Genomic DNA, 15315 nt, shown 5'->3' on the forward strand with positions numbered 1-15315 from the left:
TGCGAGTACAAAGGTACTCGCATTTCACTTTTAAATTCACCGTACTTTTTAGTATTCATTCTTGTGATGTAATGTCGTTTTTGGTAAAACTAGCGTTAATACATTCAACCGAAAAAGATAATATGAAAGTAAAAAATGAAGTGAATCCTCAGCCTAATCCATTGCTACCCGGATATAATTTTAATGCCTATTTAGTGGCAGGCTGTACTCCGATTGAAGAAAATAGTGAGTTGGATTTCATTATTAACCGCCCTAATGGCATGTGTGGATACATTATTAATCTGACAACAAAAGGAGAAGGCATTGTATTTCACGGGAAGAATGCATTCTATTGCCAAGTAAGGGATCTACTTTTATTTCCACCGAATGCGGCTCATTATTATGGGCGTTCCGACAATTCCCCAAGCTGGCATCATCAATGGATTTATTTTCGTCCAAGAGCATTCTGGTTGGATTGGGTGAAATGGACTGACACAGTAAATAATGTGGGAAGACTTACGATTCCTGATGAACACAGCTATCAAGAGATTTTATCTTTATTTTTACAGATTGAAGCTGAATATAATTCAGATGATCCGCTTTCAGAAGCAATGTCGATGTGCTTGTTAGAACAATTGCTGATTCGTTGCTTCAGATTTGATCCGGCAAATAAACAAAGAATGCTCGATCCGAGAATACGCGAAACTTGTCATTTTATCTCCGATAATATTGATAAAAATTATACGATTAATGAAATAGCCAAACAGGCCTGTATGTCTCCGTCACGTTTAACACACCTTTTTGTGCAGCAAATCGGTACGAGTATCGTGAAATGGCGTGAAGAGCAACGTATGATTAAAGCAAAGCATTTACTGCATGCGTCAGGTGAACCGATTTATCATATAGCGCGTCAACTAGGTTATGATGATCAATTGTATTTTTCACGTATTTTTAAACGTTATACCGGTTTAAGTCCTTCCGGTTTTAGGGATTCAAGATAAAATTTGATCTACTTCTCATATTTTTTTATGCAGCGGTTTTGTCCATATTTGTAGCATATCATTGTCTAACGATTAATTTAAAAAATCGTTAATCTACTTCCAGGCGATTAGAATAAAAGGAGATTGCAATGCAAAATATTAAACAAATAATCGAAGAGGGAGATGTTTTTATTGGCATTGAATTTGGTTCAACCCGTATTAAATCCGTTTTAATTGATGCTAAAGGAAATATTTTAGCTAAAGGTGAATTTGAATGGGAAAATCATCTGATAGACGGTATCTGGACTTATCCGCAAGAAGAAATTTGGCAAGGGTTACAAAGTGCTTATGCTGATCTTGGGACTTCGGTAAAAAAACAATATAACACCGTAATTCGAAATGCCAAAGCGATTGGTATCAGCGGCATGATGCACGGCTATATGCCGTTTGATAAAGAAGGTTCTTTGCTAACGCCCTTCAGAACCTGGCGTAATAATATCACTTCAAAATCTTCCGAAAAACTAACCGCACTTTTCCAATACAATATCCCCCAACGTTGGAGCATCGCCCATTTATATCAAGCCGTTTTGAATCAGGAAAAACATGTATCGGAAATTGATTTTCTAACAACTCTGGCCGGCTATATTCACTGGAAATTAACGGATGAGAAAGTTTTGGGTATTGGTGAAGCTTCCGGTATGTTCCCAATTGATATTCAGGCACATACATTTAATCAAACGATGTTGAAGCAGTTTGAGCAATTGGTCAGTGAATTAAATTATCCATGGAAAATTCATCGTATTTTACCTAAAGTGCTGAATGCCGGTGAATATGCAGGCGTTTTAACCGAATCCGGTGCGAAATTAATTGATCCGAGCGGTCAGTTGCAGGCCGGTATTCCGCTTTGTCCGCCGGAGGGCGATGCCGGTACCGGGATGGTAGCAACTAACAGTATCAAAGAAAAAACCGGTAATATTTCTGCCGGAACTTCAGCTTTTGCCATGATCGTGCTGGAAAAAGATTTATCTAAAGTATATGAACAATTGGATATGGTCACGACGCCGGCAGGTAAATTAGTTGCAATGGCACATTCTAATAATTGCACATCAGATATTAATGCTTGGATGGGACTATTTGGAGAATGTCTTGCGTCATTTGGCATGAATATCAGTCAATCCCAACTTTATGAGACCTTATTTACCAAAGCTTTGGAAGGTGAAGATAACTGTGGCAACTTACTTGCTTACGGTTTTTATTCCGGTGAACATGGTGTTGGTTTGGCTGAGGGATGTCCGACGTTTTTACATCCGATGAATGCAAACTTTAATTTAGCCAATTTTATTCGGGTTCATCTTTATACTGCGTTTGGTGCAATGAAACTAGGTGTGGATATTTTATTACAACAGGAGCAAGTAAAAATTCAGCAAATTTTAGCACACGGCGGTATTTTCAAAACCAAAGGTGTCGCACAAAAAATTCTTGCTTCTGCGCTGAATGTACCAATTGCAGTGACTAAATCAGCCGGTGAAGGTGGGGCGTGGGGAATTGCATTATTAGCCAATTACCTTACACATACGCATAAATCCCTTGAAGCCTATTTAGACGAAGATATCTTTAGCAGTAACGATGAAGATGTAGTGTATCCGGATGTTAATATGGTTCAAGGTTATAATCAGTTCATTAAACGTTATTCTCAAGGCGTTTCTATTGTTCAAGAAGCCGTTAATACTAAAATCTCAACGATATCATAGGAGAACATTATGGAATTTATCAAAAATCTGGAAGTTTGGTTTGTTGTGGGAAGCCAACATTTATATGGTGACGAAGCATTACAACAAGTGACGAAGAATGCAGAGCAAATCACACAATATTTAAATCAGCAAAATCCGTTTATTAAAATCAAAGTAAAAGAGTTGGCGACTTCGCCGGAAGAGATTTTATCAATTTGCCAGGCTGCGAATAACCAAGATAATTGTGTGGGTGTGATTGCGTGGATGCATACATTCTCACCGGCAAAAATGTGGATTGCCGGCTTAACTCAATTAAATAAACCGTTATTGCAATTCCATACTCAATTTAACCAATTTATCCCTTGGAATGATATTGATATGGATTACATGAATCTCCATCAAACTGCACATGGTGATCGTGAATTCGGTTTCTTGGTATCTCGCTTGCGTAAAGCCAGAACGATTGTTGTCGGTCACTGGAAAAGTGTTGCTGTATTAGAGAAAATTAATCGTTGGCAGCGTGTATTGGCGGCAATCTATGATCAAAAACATTTACGAGTCGCTCGTTTTGGCGATAATATGCGTCAAGTGGCGGTGACTGAAGGCGATAAAGTTGAAGCTCAAATTAAATTTGGTTACAGCGTTAATGGGTATGGTGTATATCAATTGGTTGAAAGCATCAATGCTGTCAGTGATGAAGAGGCGGCGGCATTAGTGAAAGAGTATGAAAATGAATATCGGGTCAGTGCCAAATTACAAGAAAACGGCGAAAAACGTACCGCACTTTTTGATACGGCCAAAATCGAATTGGGCTTAAAACGTTTTCTTGACAAAGGTGGTTTTAAAGCTTTCACAGATACCTTTGAAAATTTACATGGAATGAAGCAGTTACCGGGGCTACCGGTTCAACGGTTAATGCAGCAAGGCTATGGTTTCGGCGGAGAAGGCGACTGGAAGACCGCCGCTTTGGTTCGTGCCATTAAAGTAATGGGCCATGGTTTACCGAAAGGCAGTTCCTTTATGGAAGATTATACCTATCATTTAGAAGAAAATAATGAAGTGGTGTTGGGCGCTCATATGTTGGAAGTTTGTCCTTCAATTGCCGATGCTCAGCCGTTATTGGAAATCAAACCGCTTGGTATTGGGGGTAAAGAAGATCCTACCCGTTTAATCTTCACGGCTAAAGCCGGTAAAGCGGTTAATGCGACCATTGTTGATATGGGAAATCGTTTCCGTATGATTGTCGCTGATTTAGACGCCGTAGAAAAACCGCAAGATATGCCGAATTTACCGGTAGGTCATGCTTTCTGGCAGCTTAAACCTAATTTTGATGTGGGTACGCAAGCGTGGATTTTAGCCGGTGGAGCACACCATAGTGCGTTTAGTCTTGATGTTGATGCCGATATGCTACGTACTTTTGCCGAATATTTTGATATTGAATTTATTCATATTAATGATAAAACAGAGCTTTCTCAACTGAAAAGCGAATTACGTTGGAATGAAGCGAGTTATAAATGATATGTTCTAAAACAAAAGCCACAAATTCATCTCTGTGGCTTTTGTTTGCTATGCCGCCTTTTCTATTCGAAAACCTAAAAATAGCATAATAGTAAAATTTTATTTATCCACAAAAGAATTTGTTCGCTTAAACACATCTAAAAATAACCCTAATGGCGGTTGATTAGACGATACTTTTTCATAAGTGCGGTCATATTTTTGATAATTTCCTTGACGGTCGATATGATATTGAACGCCACCTTCCGTCACAATCACATTCCAGCGATAATTGGATGTAAGCACCCAATCGACATGGCGGTTCGGATTAAGCAAATTTTCGCCTTGGGCGTAATCAATGGCCGGGTTTTTCACTTTAAACACTGTTTCCATCAAGGTCGGTACTAAATCGGCGTGGCCGGTGATTTTATCATATTGCTTCGATTTCAATTGATCCCAATGTACGATGAACGGCACATGGGTTTCTTCCGGTGCGAAATAGTTACGCAGTTCTTTTTCCGTTTTGCCGAAGGCATAGCCGTGTTCCGTAGTAATAATGGTGATGGTATTTTGTTTCGGCAGTTGAGCGATAACTTGGCCTAATAAACGGTCAATTTCCGCCAATTCCACGTTGTATTGCAGCTCGGATAATCCGCCACGGAGATTCAAACTTAAAAACTCAAAAAACGGCTCGTTTTGCTCTTTCATTTTGATTAAATCCGCTACAAAATTTGCTGTGGTTTTTTGATTACTTTCCGTCTGTTTGGTTAATTTTCGATGATGGAAAATACCTTGGCGATATAAACTGTCCTTAAAATTGGTGCTGGAAAACAGGCCGAATTTATAACTGGTTTGTTGCAGACGATTTATTAATACCGGTGTTTTTTGATATTGCAATAAGCTGTCTAAATAGTTGGCGCTCAAGCCATAGAACAAGCCTGTTAAGCCGGTGTTATTGTTGTTGCCTGTGCTGTAATGGTTGATAAACTGAGCGGATGTATCGGCAAATGCCGTTAAATTCGGCATTTTTTGCGGTGTAACGGCATCATAACGCAAACCGGATATGGTAATCAGAATAATATTCGGATAGGCATCGGCTTGAGCAAACTGCAGGTCTTTTTTCGGATAAATGATTTTGGGTGCTTCCGGACGACCTTGTTCGTCAAGGGTTTTATTATATTCCGCTTTATCCAAAATGCCGTTTTTTTCCAGAAAGGTGCGAGCTGTCATCGGGTAAGATAACGGAAAGTTGGATTTTTGCATGGTAATCGGTCGATAAATAAAGGCATCCGCCCAGCTATAAATCAAGTGAGTGGCAATAAAAGCACAGCCGAATCCCCAAACCACATATTTGCTCCATTTTTGCCGGTTCAAACTGCGTAATTTTTCCCACGACCAGCGGGAATACAGCATTTGAGCCAGCAAAATAATCGGCATAGGGGCAAAGAAAATCTGCCAAGTACGGGACAGATCACCGTTGTCTGGATTGACTAACAAATTCCACACCAACGATGATAAATGCAAATTAAAGCGGGTGAAAACTTCCGTATCCACTAGCAGCAAAGTGATGCCGATAGTAGCGAAAATTACCGATAATCCACGAAAAGTGCGGTGATTTTTGACGATAAAACTTAAAGGAAAGATCACCAGCAAATATAACGCAAACACCACAAAGCTGAAATGACCGAGCAGGCTGATAAAAAAATACAGCTTACCGAACAGCGTATCCGGCCAGTCGATAATAAAGGCATAGCGGGCACCGATGATGATCGCCCAAAGGATATTAAAAAATGCAAACCAATGCCCCCACGAGATTTTTTGAGATGTTTCTTCGCGATATTGACGATTGAATTTCTGTTTGAATTCTTTAATATTCATTTTAATTTATTGTTATTTAACAGGTTTTAATGAGTTCAACAAGGCTTCGGTAAAGGCAGTGGCCAACGCTGTTCGTTGGTGTTCGCCTACACTGGATGTGAGCAGATTAGTGGTCATATTACCTAATACGATTAACGAAAGATCCACCGGTGCTTGATGTTTTTCCAATACCGCAATCATATCATTTAAAATCGCATCTACTTGTTTATCTTGATATTTTGAATTTTTTGCCATAGTCAGTTTGCTGATCTTTGTTCATTTATGCGAATGTTAGCACATTTAGGCTAAAAAAGTGCGGTCAATTCTATTATAATTATGCAAATTTTTTATTTTGACTTATTGGAATGACGAAATGAGTATAAATGTTAAGCAAATCGTATTGCATCAGCTTGTTGTGCAACCGAATGACGACAGTAGCGAAGGCGAAAGTGCGGTGAAAATTGAGAACGTATTGCGAGATCAGCTTTTGCCGATTACACCGGAAGTAGAGCAAATGATGTTGCAATTACATCAAGGCTATCAAAACAAAGCCAAAGGCTACGGCGTATTCAAAGATGAATCTTTGTTCGCCCAAGAATTAAATCGCCTGTTAGAACAAGAAACCGACTTTTTACCTTTTAGCCGGCAGGCCACCAAATTATTAGGGCAAGAGCTGGGCAAATATGCCTTTGCTACCAGTGGCACATTGATTTTGTGCCAATATAATTTTTTAGCTACGGATTATCTGTTTATTGCCTTATTGGACAGCCGAGCCAGTATGTTAGTCGATGAAAACTTAGAAATTCACCGTACGCAATATTTGGAAATGACCCAGTTTGATATTGCCGGTCGCATTAATTTAACGGAACTGCAAATCAAAGCGGATTCCAACCGTTATTTGACTTTCGTAAAAGGTCGGGTTGGACGTAAAATCGGCGATTTCTTCATGGATTTTCTCGGGGCGGATGAAGGTTTAAACCCGCAGGTGCAAAATCAGGTGCTGTTACAGGCTGTGAGCGATTACTGTGAACAGGGCGAATTAAACCGCGATCAAACCCAAGCGGTGAAAAAACAAGTATTTGAATATTGCAAAGGGCAAATTAATGCCGGTGATGAAATCGAATTGCGGGAACTTTCTGAAAATATTCCCACTCTAAAAGAACAACCTTTTTCCGAATTTACCGACACGCAGGATTACGGCTTGGATCAAAGCATCCCACCGGTACGTTCCGCCTTGAAATCCTTAACAAAATTTTCCGGTTCGGGCAAAGGCGTTACTATCAGTTTTGATGCGGAATTGCTCAATAACCGCATTATTTGGGATGAAATGACGGATACCTTAACGATCAAAGGCATTCCGCCGAATTTACGAGATCAGCTGCAAAAGCAAAATTAATTTGGCATTTAGGCTAGGTTTAGGTATCATCAGCATTATTTTGTGTATTCGGAGTCGAAGCTCCGACAAAACATAACAAAGAACATAGCAAAGGCAAGGACAACTATGCAAATTAAATCAATTATCGCCTCAGTTGCATTGGCATTGAGTGTAACCTCTTGTTCCATGGTGCAAAAATGGGTGTATCGTATTGATGTGCCGCAAGGCAATTACTTGGAAGCCGCTCAAGTTGAGCAGGTGAAAGCAGGAATGACTTATGCTCAGGTACAATATTTGCTGGGTACGCCGTTATTGACTGACCCGTATAATGGTCAAACCTTGTATTATGTGTTTTTGCAACAAAAAAGTTATGAAGATCCCGTGCAACACACTTTCACCGTGCATTTAAATTCACAAGGTGTGGTAACGGATACGCACTTAGATAAACCATTGCCGGAAGACAATGATATTTTGATCAATAACGATATTATTACCGAAACCGCTATCGACAAAGAAAGAAGCTGGTGGAAATTCTGGAAATAAGTCTAATTGCCCTGGGACGACCTGAGTGTCGTCCTTTTTTATGGGAAAAATAATGAAATTACAACTCACAAACGCAACATTTCTACTGCATAAAAAAAATTTCCTAAACATACCGCACTTTACCATTCAAGAGAAAGATTATTGGGTGGTGAGCGGCGGTAACGGGAGTGGCAAAACCGCTTTTGCTTTGGCGTTGCAGGGCAAATTAGCCTTGTATGAAGGGGAATATCGCAATGATTTTGTTCGTATTTCCACTTTATCCTTTGAAAAACAACAAGAAATTTTAGAAAAGACTTTTAAAAACCGCAATAACGATGCGGTCAGTCCCGATGATTTTGGGGCAACTGCCCGCCAAACGATTTTAAATCAAACGGATAAACAAGAGCTTTGCGATTATTATGCTCACCAACTCGGCATTACGGCATTGTTAGACCGATCGTTTATGCAGCTTTCTACCGGTGAAAGCCGTAAAGTCTTGCTCTGCCAAACCTTGGTCAGCGAGCCGGATTTGTTGATTTTAGATGAACCTTTTGAAGGTTTGGATCAACAATCGGTAAAAGATTGGGGAACGTTATTAGCCAAACTTAATGAGCAAATCCCACTGGTGTTGATAGTCAACCGAATGACAGATATGCCACCGCAGGCTGATCATATAGCGGTGTTGGATCATGGCGAACTGATCTTGCAAGGGAAGCGTGCGGAAATCGAAAATCAAAGCATATTCAAACAGTTGCAATATGCCGAGACGGCCGAAAATGTGTCGTTGCCAAGCAGTGTAGAGCCGTTGGTGCACATCGATCCTGTACAAAACCCCTTTGAATTGCAAGATGTGACCATTAAATACGGCGAGAAAGTGATTTTGGATAAACTCACTTGGACGGTACAACCCAAACAAAACTGGTGGATCAAAGGCCCGAACGGAGCGGGGAAATCTACTTTGTTATCGATAATTACCGGCGATCACCCGCAAAGCTATGCCAATAAAGTAAAATTATTCGGTCGTCAGCGAGGCACGGGCGAAACCATTTGGGATATTAAGAAAAATATCGGCTATGTGAGCAGTCAGCTACATATGGACTACCGCGTGAATTGCTCTGCGTTGAAGGTCATTGTGTCCGGTTTTTTTGATTCAATCGGCGTATATCAAGAAATTCCCGATGCGTTAAATATCAAAGCTATGCAATGGCTGGAACGCTTGAATTTAACCGCCTTGGCACATCACCCTTTCCGCTCGCTGTCTTGGGGGCAGCAACGATTATTGCTGATCACCCGTGCGATGGTGAAACATCCGCCGATTTTAATTCTGGATGAACCTCTGCAAGGCTTAGACGGCATTAACCGCAAATTGGTTACGCATTTTATCGAACAGCTTGTACAAAATAGTGATACTCAATTGTTGTTTGTGTCTCATCAAGACCAAGATGCTCCCAATTGCATCACCCATATTTTAGAATTTGTTGCAAAAAATGATAAATATTGTTATCAGAAAAGTGCGGTATAAATTATTCTATGTTATTCTTTAGCAATGTTCTTCAAACAAAAAAGGAAATATTATGGAATTATTAGACGGTTTGCCGGTAGTGGCAATTTTTTTTGTAGTTTTAGTGATTGTGCTCTTAACTTCGATACTAAAAACCGTGCCGCAAGGTTATCATTGGACAATTGAACGTTTTGGCCGATACACCCGAACCTTGTCACCGGGCTTGAATTTTGTGGTACCTTTTGTGGATCGTGTAGGTCGCAAAATCAATATGATGGAACAAGTGTTGGATATTCCTTCTCAAGAAGTCATTTCTAAAGATAATGCCAGTGTAACCATTGATGCGGTATGCTTTGTGCAAGTGATTGACGCTCGCCGTGCAGCTTATGAAGTGAATTATTTGGAACAGGCTATCATCAACTTAACTATGACCAATATGCGTACCGTATTAGGTTCAATGGATTTAGATGATATGTTATCCCAACGGGATATCATTAATAGCCGTTTGCTTTCCATTGTGGATGAAGCCACAAACCCATGGGGCGTGAAAGTGACCCGTATCGAAATCCGTGATGTGCGTCCACCGCGTGAATTAACGGAAGCAATGAACGCCCAAATGAAAGCGGAACGAAATAAACGGGCTGACATTTTAGAAGCGGAAGGTGTGCGTCAGGCGGAAATTCTACGGGCAGAAGGGGAAAAACAAGCGAAAATTCTGAAAGCGGAAGGGGAACGTCAAGAAGCCTTCTTGCAAGCGGAAGCACGTGAGCGTGCCGCGGAAGCGGAAGCCAAAGCCACACAAATGGTATCGGAAGCCATTGCCGGCGGTGATGCAAAAGCCATCAACTATTTTATTGCACAACGTTATACAGAAGCATTAAAAGAAATTGGCGGTTCGAAAAATAGCAAAGTAGTGCTAATGCCGTTGGAAGCCGGTAATTTAATCGGTTCGGTCGCAGGTATTGCAGAATTATTGAAATCTGATAAATCACAAGTCAATTAAGGATCAAACCATGGACTGGCTATTAACGTGGACAAGTTGGCATTGGGTTGTATTGGGTTTTGTGCTATTGATTTTAGAAATTATTGTACCCGGCGTGTTCTTTTTATGGTGGGGATTGGCAGCGTTAGTGATTGCTACGGTAATGGCGTTGATTCCTTCCTTATCTTTGACCGCACTTTCCATTGCGTACGCAATATTAGCATTAATATTTAGTGTTTTGTGGTGGAAATATCAGCATCGAAAAGATGTGCAGGATCAATCGCAAACTTCATTGAATCAGCGGGATCATGCAATGCTCGGTGTAAAAGGCAGAGTGGAAGAAATTAATGTGGACGGCATTGGCCGTGGACATTTCGGTGATACCACTTGGCGAATTCAAGGTAATAATTTAACCGTCAATGATGTTGTGGAAGTCATCGCCGTGGACGGAATAACTTTACAAGTGAGAAAAATTTAATGGCATTAAATCATCTGATTATTTTTGTTCATCCAAATGGAAAGGAAAGTTTTAATCGGGCCGTAGCAGAGCGTGTGGTTGCGACGAGCGAAAAGTTGGGCGTAGAAACGCATGTGCGTGACTTGTATAGCTTGGAATTTAATCCCTTGTTATCTGTTGAAGAAATGCAGGGAACATTTCAAGGTATTATTTCCGCCGAGATTCAACGGGAACAACATTTTATTCGTCAGGCGGATTTGATTACATTGGTTTATCCATTATGGTGGATGGGGTTTCCTGCCATGTTAAAAGGCTATTTGGATAGAGTGCTCAGTTATGGTTTTGCCTATAAAACGGACAACGGAAGTTCAGTAGGATTGTTAACAGATAAAAAGTTACAACAATTTGTTACTATCGGCAGTAATGTAGCAACTTATCAGGAACTCGGTTGGGATAAAGCCTTAGATGTTACTTTAGCCAACGGTTTATTTGGTTTTTGTGGTATTCGGCAAGTTGAACAGATGTTATTGGGCGATATTCATAAAATCGATGATATGGCTCGGCAGCTGATGTTAGACGAAGTGGAACAAAAAACTTCGGCAATTTTGACCGCACTTCAACAACAAGAAGAAAACTAAAAAGAGGGCATATCGTCATGGTATGCCCTCTTTGTTTTAATTTGTTTTTGAACTGTTTGCCACTTCGCATTGCTCCGCTAATATAGTGCCGGTGGCTGTGGTGAGCATGGCATAATCTTTTTTTACCTGCCAGTGCCAATTAATATTGGTATATCTTTTACCGACCTCAGATACTGCGGCAAGTAGCTGTTGGGTATTATTATTAAATGTGAGTTTGATGCTATTTTTAGCCGGTGTTTTTTTACTACTTTTTATAGTTTCAACAACTTTCACGATCTTCTCGCCTTTACAGCGATATTCGGTAATGCAGGTTTGTTGGATGGATTTATCCAATATTTTGCTTTTAGCGGTTAATGATGCCGTTTCTTTCGGTAAGGGAATTGCCGTTTCTTCTGCAACGGCCGTTTTCAGACTTTGTTGACAGGCGAGCAACAGGCATGCAGCTGCGGATATTCCCAGGGGGCAGAATATTTTTTTCATCATTAACTCCTATATTTTTAAAATATAAAAAAATAAAAGGGAAGTTAAAACTTCCCTTAAAAATTATTTATAGTTATAAGTACCATCGCTTTGGCGTACAAAACGTGAACCACTTGGTAAACGTAATTCCGTTACATGTCCACCACTTGTAGATACCTGAATCTTATCGCCCGGTTTAAAATTACTTAAAGCATTGCCTACACCGCTTGCTTTGGTCATAGCATTGGCATCACGAATATCTAAGCCATTGTCACGGAATACTTGGAATAAGGTTTTGCCTTTTTCAATCGTTAATGTTTTTCTGCTACCGCTTGAAGTCGTTGTTGTCGGTCGTTTGGCTGATTTCGCTTCAACAATTGGTGCTTTAGGTGTTTTGATTGTGCTGCCTTGTGGCGTTTGTTTGGTTTCTGCGATAGTTGCTTTCGGTTTTTCAGTCGGTTTTGTGACCGGTTTATTATTTTCCACTATACGCGGTTTATCGGTGTTTGGTTTTTCCACTTGTGGTGCAGGTGTCATGGACGGATGTTGTTGTGGAACTACTTCCGGTTCTGGCGCGGATAATGTCGGAGTTGGTTTTGTATTTAATGAGGCAGGAGCTGTCATTGCATTGGATAATTGTTGAACCGCACTACTTTCGCTTTGCGGATTCATTGTATTCACAGATACACCGTTGATTTCAACAGTCGTATTGTTTTCCGCCGATTGGGGTGCTGGAGCAGGCGTTTCTTTCACAACAACGGCTGATTGATCCAACGGTTGGAATTCGATCGGCAAATTGTTGGCGGCGTCCGGTTGATAAGAATCCACCGTTGCCGGATCGGATTTGAATGATAGGAAGAACAATAAAACTAAAATTGCACCGACTAATGCTACTACTAAACGGCGATGTTTTTCCGGTAAACGTTGCAAAATTGCCCAAGTTTCCGGTTTTTTCCAGCTACTTGCTACCTGTGGTTTTTCTGCTGTTTTTTCATTGTTCGTTTTTTCTGTAACGGGAACCGCTTGAATAGGTTCATTGTTCGTTTCAGCTTGAATGAGTTCTGCGGATTCTTCCATATTAACGGAATGATTGTCGTTATTCATTGTTGTGTTTTCTGGTTGTGGATTTGTCGTGATATCAACAGCATTTTCCGACATTGTACCGACAATTTTTTCTGTGCCGACCGATACGGAAACCGCATTGTTATCATTATTTTCGACAGTTTGAGATACAATTGGTTCCGCGTGATTTGTAACAGAGGCATTGCCTGATGTGATTTGTGGCTCTGCTTTTTGAATAATCGGTTCTTGACGAACGGTATTACTGAGCATTTTACCGGCTTCTTTTTTTCCCAATGAACCCATAAAACCCAATACTTTATCGGATAAAGATTGTTTGTGTTCTAATGGCTTTTTCGGAGTAATTGGCTCCATTTGACTAAATTCTAAATCTAGTTGATTCTGATTGTTCAGATTTTCATTTTTAGAATCCACGGTGTACCTCGAAATAATAAATAGCTAAAATGCACAAAAGTGCGGTAAAAATTTTACCTATTTTAAAGGATTATTCATTCTATTGCTAGGAACTATATAAGGTTTTATTCGGTTCTTTGGCAATTTCACGGGCAAGTTTCGGTACCAGATAGCCGGATGTGATACTTTGTAATTCTTTGTAAATTTTTACCGCACTTTCATCATTGATGTAAAAATGGCTGGCACCCTGTACTTTATCCAGTAAATGCAGGTAATAAGGCAGAATTCCTACTCGGAATAATGCTTCACTCAACTGTTTTAACACTTGGGCGTTATCATTAATATTTTTTAACAGCACGGATTGATTAAGCAGGGTGATGCCACTGTTTTTCAACAGTTGCATTGCATCGGTGAACACATCATCAATTTCATTGGCGTGATTGATATGCGTGACTAATACTGTTTGAAAACGGCATTGTTGCAATATCTCGCAAAGTATCGGCGTAATCCGTTGCGGAATCACCACCGGCAAGCGGGTATGAATACGCAAACGTTGTAAGTGCGGTATGTTTTCCAGATTTTTTATCAACCACTGCAATTCGTGATCTTTTGCCATTAAAGGATCGCCGCCGGAAAAAATCACTTCATCAATTTCCTGATGTTGAGCAATATAATCCAAAGTCTGTCGCCAATTTTCTTTCGTGCCTTTGTTCTGCTCATAAGGGAAATAACGGCGGAAACAATAACGGCAATTCACGGCACAACCACCTTTCACCATTAATAACAAACGGTTATGATATTTATGCAATATGTTAGGAGCGGCAGTTTGTTGTTCTTCCAGTGGATCTGTGCTAAAGCCTGCTTGTGTAAAAAACTCTTCTTGCAGGGTCATTACCTGTAAAAAGAGCGGGTCGTTTTCGTTGCCTTTTTCCATTTTTTGCACGAAGGGTAAAGGAACCCGCATCGGAAATAATTTGCGGGCTTGAATCGCATTTTTGTATTTTTCTATTGGTAATTCAAGTTGTTCCAGCAATTTTCGCGGATCAGAAATGCCGGAAGCAAGATAATCTGTCCAACTTTTATCACTTTGATCTTCTCTAATCAGGGTGTTTTGGGTTAAAATACGCACTTTTAATACACTCAATAATGTTAATGAGGATAACAATGGCTACATATACTACCACTGATTTCAAACCAGGTCTTAAATTTATGCAAGATGGCGAACCTTGCGTGATCGTCGAAAATGAATTTGTTAAACCGGGTAAAGGTCAGGCATTCACCCGTACTCGTATTCGTAAATTGATTTCAGGTAAAGTATTAGATGTAAACTTTAAATCCGGTACTTCCGTTGAAGCGGCGGACGTAATGGATACGAACTATACTTACTCTTATAAAGACGAAGATTTCTGGTACTTTATGCACCCGGAAACTTTTGAACAAATTTCTGCCGATGCAAAAGCATTAGGCGACAATGATAAATGGTTAGTTGACCAAGCGGATTGTATCATCACTTTATGGAACGGCACACCTATCAACGTAACTCCGCCGAATTTTGTAGAATTAGAAGTAATTGAAACAGATCCCGGCTTAAAAGGCGACACTGCCGGTACAGGCGGCAAACCGGCAACATTAAGCACCGGTGCAGTAGTGCGTGTACCTTTATTCGTACAAATCGGCGAAGTAATCCGCGTGGATACTCGTTCAGGTGAATATGTATCTCGCGTTAAATAATTAATTTTATTTATATTCTCGTAAAGTGGGCACTTGTTGCCCACTATTTTTTTATATTCTGACAAAATAAAATACCCTACTGCCTTGATATGCTATATTATTGCCCTTATATAACATGGCATCATCTGTATTTAATC

The 15315-nt window shown here is 40.2% G+C and carries 15 protein-coding genes; 10 read left to right on the forward strand and 5 right to left on the reverse strand.

Annotated elements, in window-relative coordinates:
• The first annotated feature begins 122 nt into the window (after positions 1-122).
• The 3 genes from araC (at position 123) to araA (ending at position 4207) form a co-directional block, all read left to right on the forward strand.
• Positions 123-980 (forward strand): arabinose operon transcriptional regulator AraC, encoded by an 858-nt coding sequence (gene araC / locus EDC44_RS06965; RefSeq protein ID WP_131976741.1) that lies wholly within the window; start codon positions 123-125, stop codon positions 978-980.
• A 128-nt stretch (positions 981-1108) separates the two neighbouring features.
• Positions 1109-2710, forward strand: a complete 1602-nt coding sequence (locus EDC44_RS06970; RefSeq protein WP_131976743.1) for a xylulokinase — start codon at positions 1109-1111, stop codon at positions 2708-2710.
• A gap of 9 nt (positions 2711-2719) precedes the next feature.
• Positions 2720-4207: an L-arabinose isomerase gene (gene araA / locus EDC44_RS06975; RefSeq protein WP_131976745.1), complete on the forward strand. Its 1488-nt coding sequence runs from the start codon at positions 2720-2722 to the stop codon at positions 4205-4207.
• A gap of 99 nt (positions 4208-4306) precedes the next feature.
• Here the strand turns inward: araA and EDC44_RS06980 are convergent, their stop codons facing one another.
• Positions 4307-6061 carry a DUF3413 domain-containing protein gene (locus EDC44_RS06980; RefSeq protein ID WP_131976747.1) on the reverse strand — a complete coding sequence of 585 codons (1755 nt, stop codon included), beginning with the start codon at positions 6059-6061 and terminating at the stop codon, positions 4307-4309.
• Positions 6062-6073: 12 nt separating this feature from the next.
• Complete coding sequence (locus EDC44_RS06985; RefSeq protein ID WP_131976749.1) at positions 6074-6295, reverse strand: YejL family protein; 222 nt, start codon at positions 6293-6295, stop codon at positions 6074-6076.
• A gap of 118 nt (positions 6296-6413) precedes the next feature.
• Here EDC44_RS06985 and yejK point away from each other — a divergent pair, with 118 nt between their 5' ends.
• The 6 genes from yejK to EDC44_RS07015 all read left to right on the forward strand — a co-directional run bounded on the left by yejK (position 6414) and on the right by EDC44_RS07015 (position 11515).
• Positions 6414-7436 carry a nucleoid-associated protein YejK gene (gene yejK / locus EDC44_RS06990; RefSeq protein WP_131976751.1) on the forward strand — a complete coding sequence of 341 codons (1023 nt, stop codon included), beginning with the start codon at positions 6414-6416 and terminating at the stop codon, positions 7434-7436.
• Positions 7437-7541: 105 nt separating this feature from the next.
• On the forward strand, positions 7542-7958 hold the full coding sequence (bamE, locus tag EDC44_RS06995; protein WP_131976753.1) for an outer membrane protein assembly factor BamE: 417 nt from the start codon (positions 7542-7544) through the stop codon (positions 7956-7958).
• A 49-nt stretch (positions 7959-8007) separates the two neighbouring features.
• The gene (gene modF, locus EDC44_RS07000; protein WP_131976899.1) at positions 8008-9459 is read left to right on the forward strand and encodes a molybdate ABC transporter ATP-binding protein ModF; all 1452 of its coding nucleotides are present in this window, start codon (positions 8008-8010) and stop codon (positions 9457-9459) included.
• 52 nt (positions 9460-9511) lie between these two features.
• Positions 9512-10441 carry an SPFH domain-containing protein gene (locus EDC44_RS07005; protein ID WP_131976754.1) on the forward strand — a complete coding sequence of 310 codons (930 nt, stop codon included), beginning with the start codon at positions 9512-9514 and terminating at the stop codon, positions 10439-10441.
• 10 nt (positions 10442-10451) lie between these two features.
• Positions 10452-10898 (forward strand): NfeD family protein, encoded by a 447-nt coding sequence (locus EDC44_RS07010; protein ID WP_131976756.1) that lies wholly within the window; start codon positions 10452-10454, stop codon positions 10896-10898.
• A complete protein-coding gene (locus tag EDC44_RS07015; protein ID WP_131976758.1) occupies positions 10898-11515 on the forward strand; it encodes an NAD(P)H-dependent oxidoreductase in 618 nt (205 codons plus the stop codon). Before EDC44_RS07010 ends, EDC44_RS07015 begins: the two co-directional genes overlap by 1 nt.
• A gap of 36 nt (positions 11516-11551) precedes the next feature.
• Here EDC44_RS07015 and EDC44_RS07020 read toward each other — a convergent pair whose 3' ends face one another.
• The 3 genes from EDC44_RS07020 to epmB all read right to left on the reverse strand — a co-directional run bounded on the left by EDC44_RS07020 (position 11552) and on the right by epmB (position 14576).
• Entirely contained in the window at positions 11552-11995 is a 444-nt protein-coding gene (locus EDC44_RS07020; RefSeq protein WP_165870238.1) for an MliC family protein, read from the reverse strand.
• Positions 11996-12058: 63 nt separating this feature from the next.
• Positions 12059-13408, reverse strand: a complete 1350-nt coding sequence (locus tag EDC44_RS07025) for a LysM-like peptidoglycan-binding domain-containing protein (RefSeq protein ID WP_131976762.1) — start codon at positions 13406-13408, stop codon at positions 12059-12061.
• A gap of 145 nt (positions 13409-13553) precedes the next feature.
• On the reverse strand, positions 13554-14576 hold the full coding sequence (epmB, locus tag EDC44_RS07030; protein ID WP_131976764.1) for an EF-P beta-lysylation protein EpmB: 1023 nt from the start codon (positions 14574-14576) through the stop codon (positions 13554-13556).
• Positions 14577-14611: 35 nt separating this feature from the next.
• Between epmB and efp the strand changes: the two genes are divergently transcribed.
• Positions 14612-15178, forward strand: coding sequence for an elongation factor P (efp, locus tag EDC44_RS07035; RefSeq protein ID WP_131976765.1), 567 nt, complete (start codon positions 14612-14614; stop codon positions 15176-15178).
• Positions 15179-15315: the final 137 nt, after the last annotated feature.

Source organism: Cricetibacter osteomyelitidis (assembly GCF_004340985.1).
Taxonomy (GTDB): domain Bacteria; phylum Pseudomonadota; class Gammaproteobacteria; order Enterobacterales; family Pasteurellaceae; genus Cricetibacter; species Cricetibacter osteomyelitidis.

Coding starts and splice junctions, on each gene's coding strand:
- araC (WP_131976741.1), top strand. CDS start 123: ATGAAAGTAAAAAATGAAGTGAATCCTCAGCCTAATCCATTGCTACCC.
- EDC44_RS06970 (WP_131976743.1), top strand. CDS start 1,109: ATGCAAAATATTAAACAAATAATCGAAGAGGGAGATGTTTTTATTGGC.
- araA (WP_131976745.1), top strand. CDS start 2,720: ATGGAATTTATCAAAAATCTGGAAGTTTGGTTTGTTGTGGGAAGCCAA.
- EDC44_RS06980 (WP_131976747.1), bottom strand. CDS start 6,061: ATGAATATTAAAGAATTCAAACAGAAATTCAATCGTCAATATCGCGAA.
- EDC44_RS06985 (WP_131976749.1), bottom strand. CDS start 6,295: ATGGCAAAAAATTCAAAATATCAAGATAAACAAGTAGATGCGATTTTA.
- yejK (WP_131976751.1), top strand. CDS start 6,414: ATGAGTATAAATGTTAAGCAAATCGTATTGCATCAGCTTGTTGTGCAA.
- bamE (WP_131976753.1), top strand. CDS start 7,542: ATGCAAATTAAATCAATTATCGCCTCAGTTGCATTGGCATTGAGTGTA.
- EDC44_RS07005 (WP_131976754.1), top strand. CDS start 9,512: ATGGAATTATTAGACGGTTTGCCGGTAGTGGCAATTTTTTTTGTAGTT.
- EDC44_RS07010 (WP_131976756.1), top strand. CDS start 10,452: ATGGACTGGCTATTAACGTGGACAAGTTGGCATTGGGTTGTATTGGGT.
- EDC44_RS07015 (WP_131976758.1), top strand. CDS start 10,898: ATGGCATTAAATCATCTGATTATTTTTGTTCATCCAAATGGAAAGGAA.
- EDC44_RS07020 (WP_165870238.1), bottom strand. CDS start 11,995: ATGAAAAAAATATTCTGCCCCCTGGGAATATCCGCAGCTGCATGCCTG.
- EDC44_RS07025 (WP_131976762.1), bottom strand. CDS start 13,408: ATGGAGCCAATTACTCCGAAAAAGCCATTAGAACACAAACAATCTTTA.
- efp (WP_131976765.1), top strand. CDS start 14,612: ATGGCTACATATACTACCACTGATTTCAAACCAGGTCTTAAATTTATG.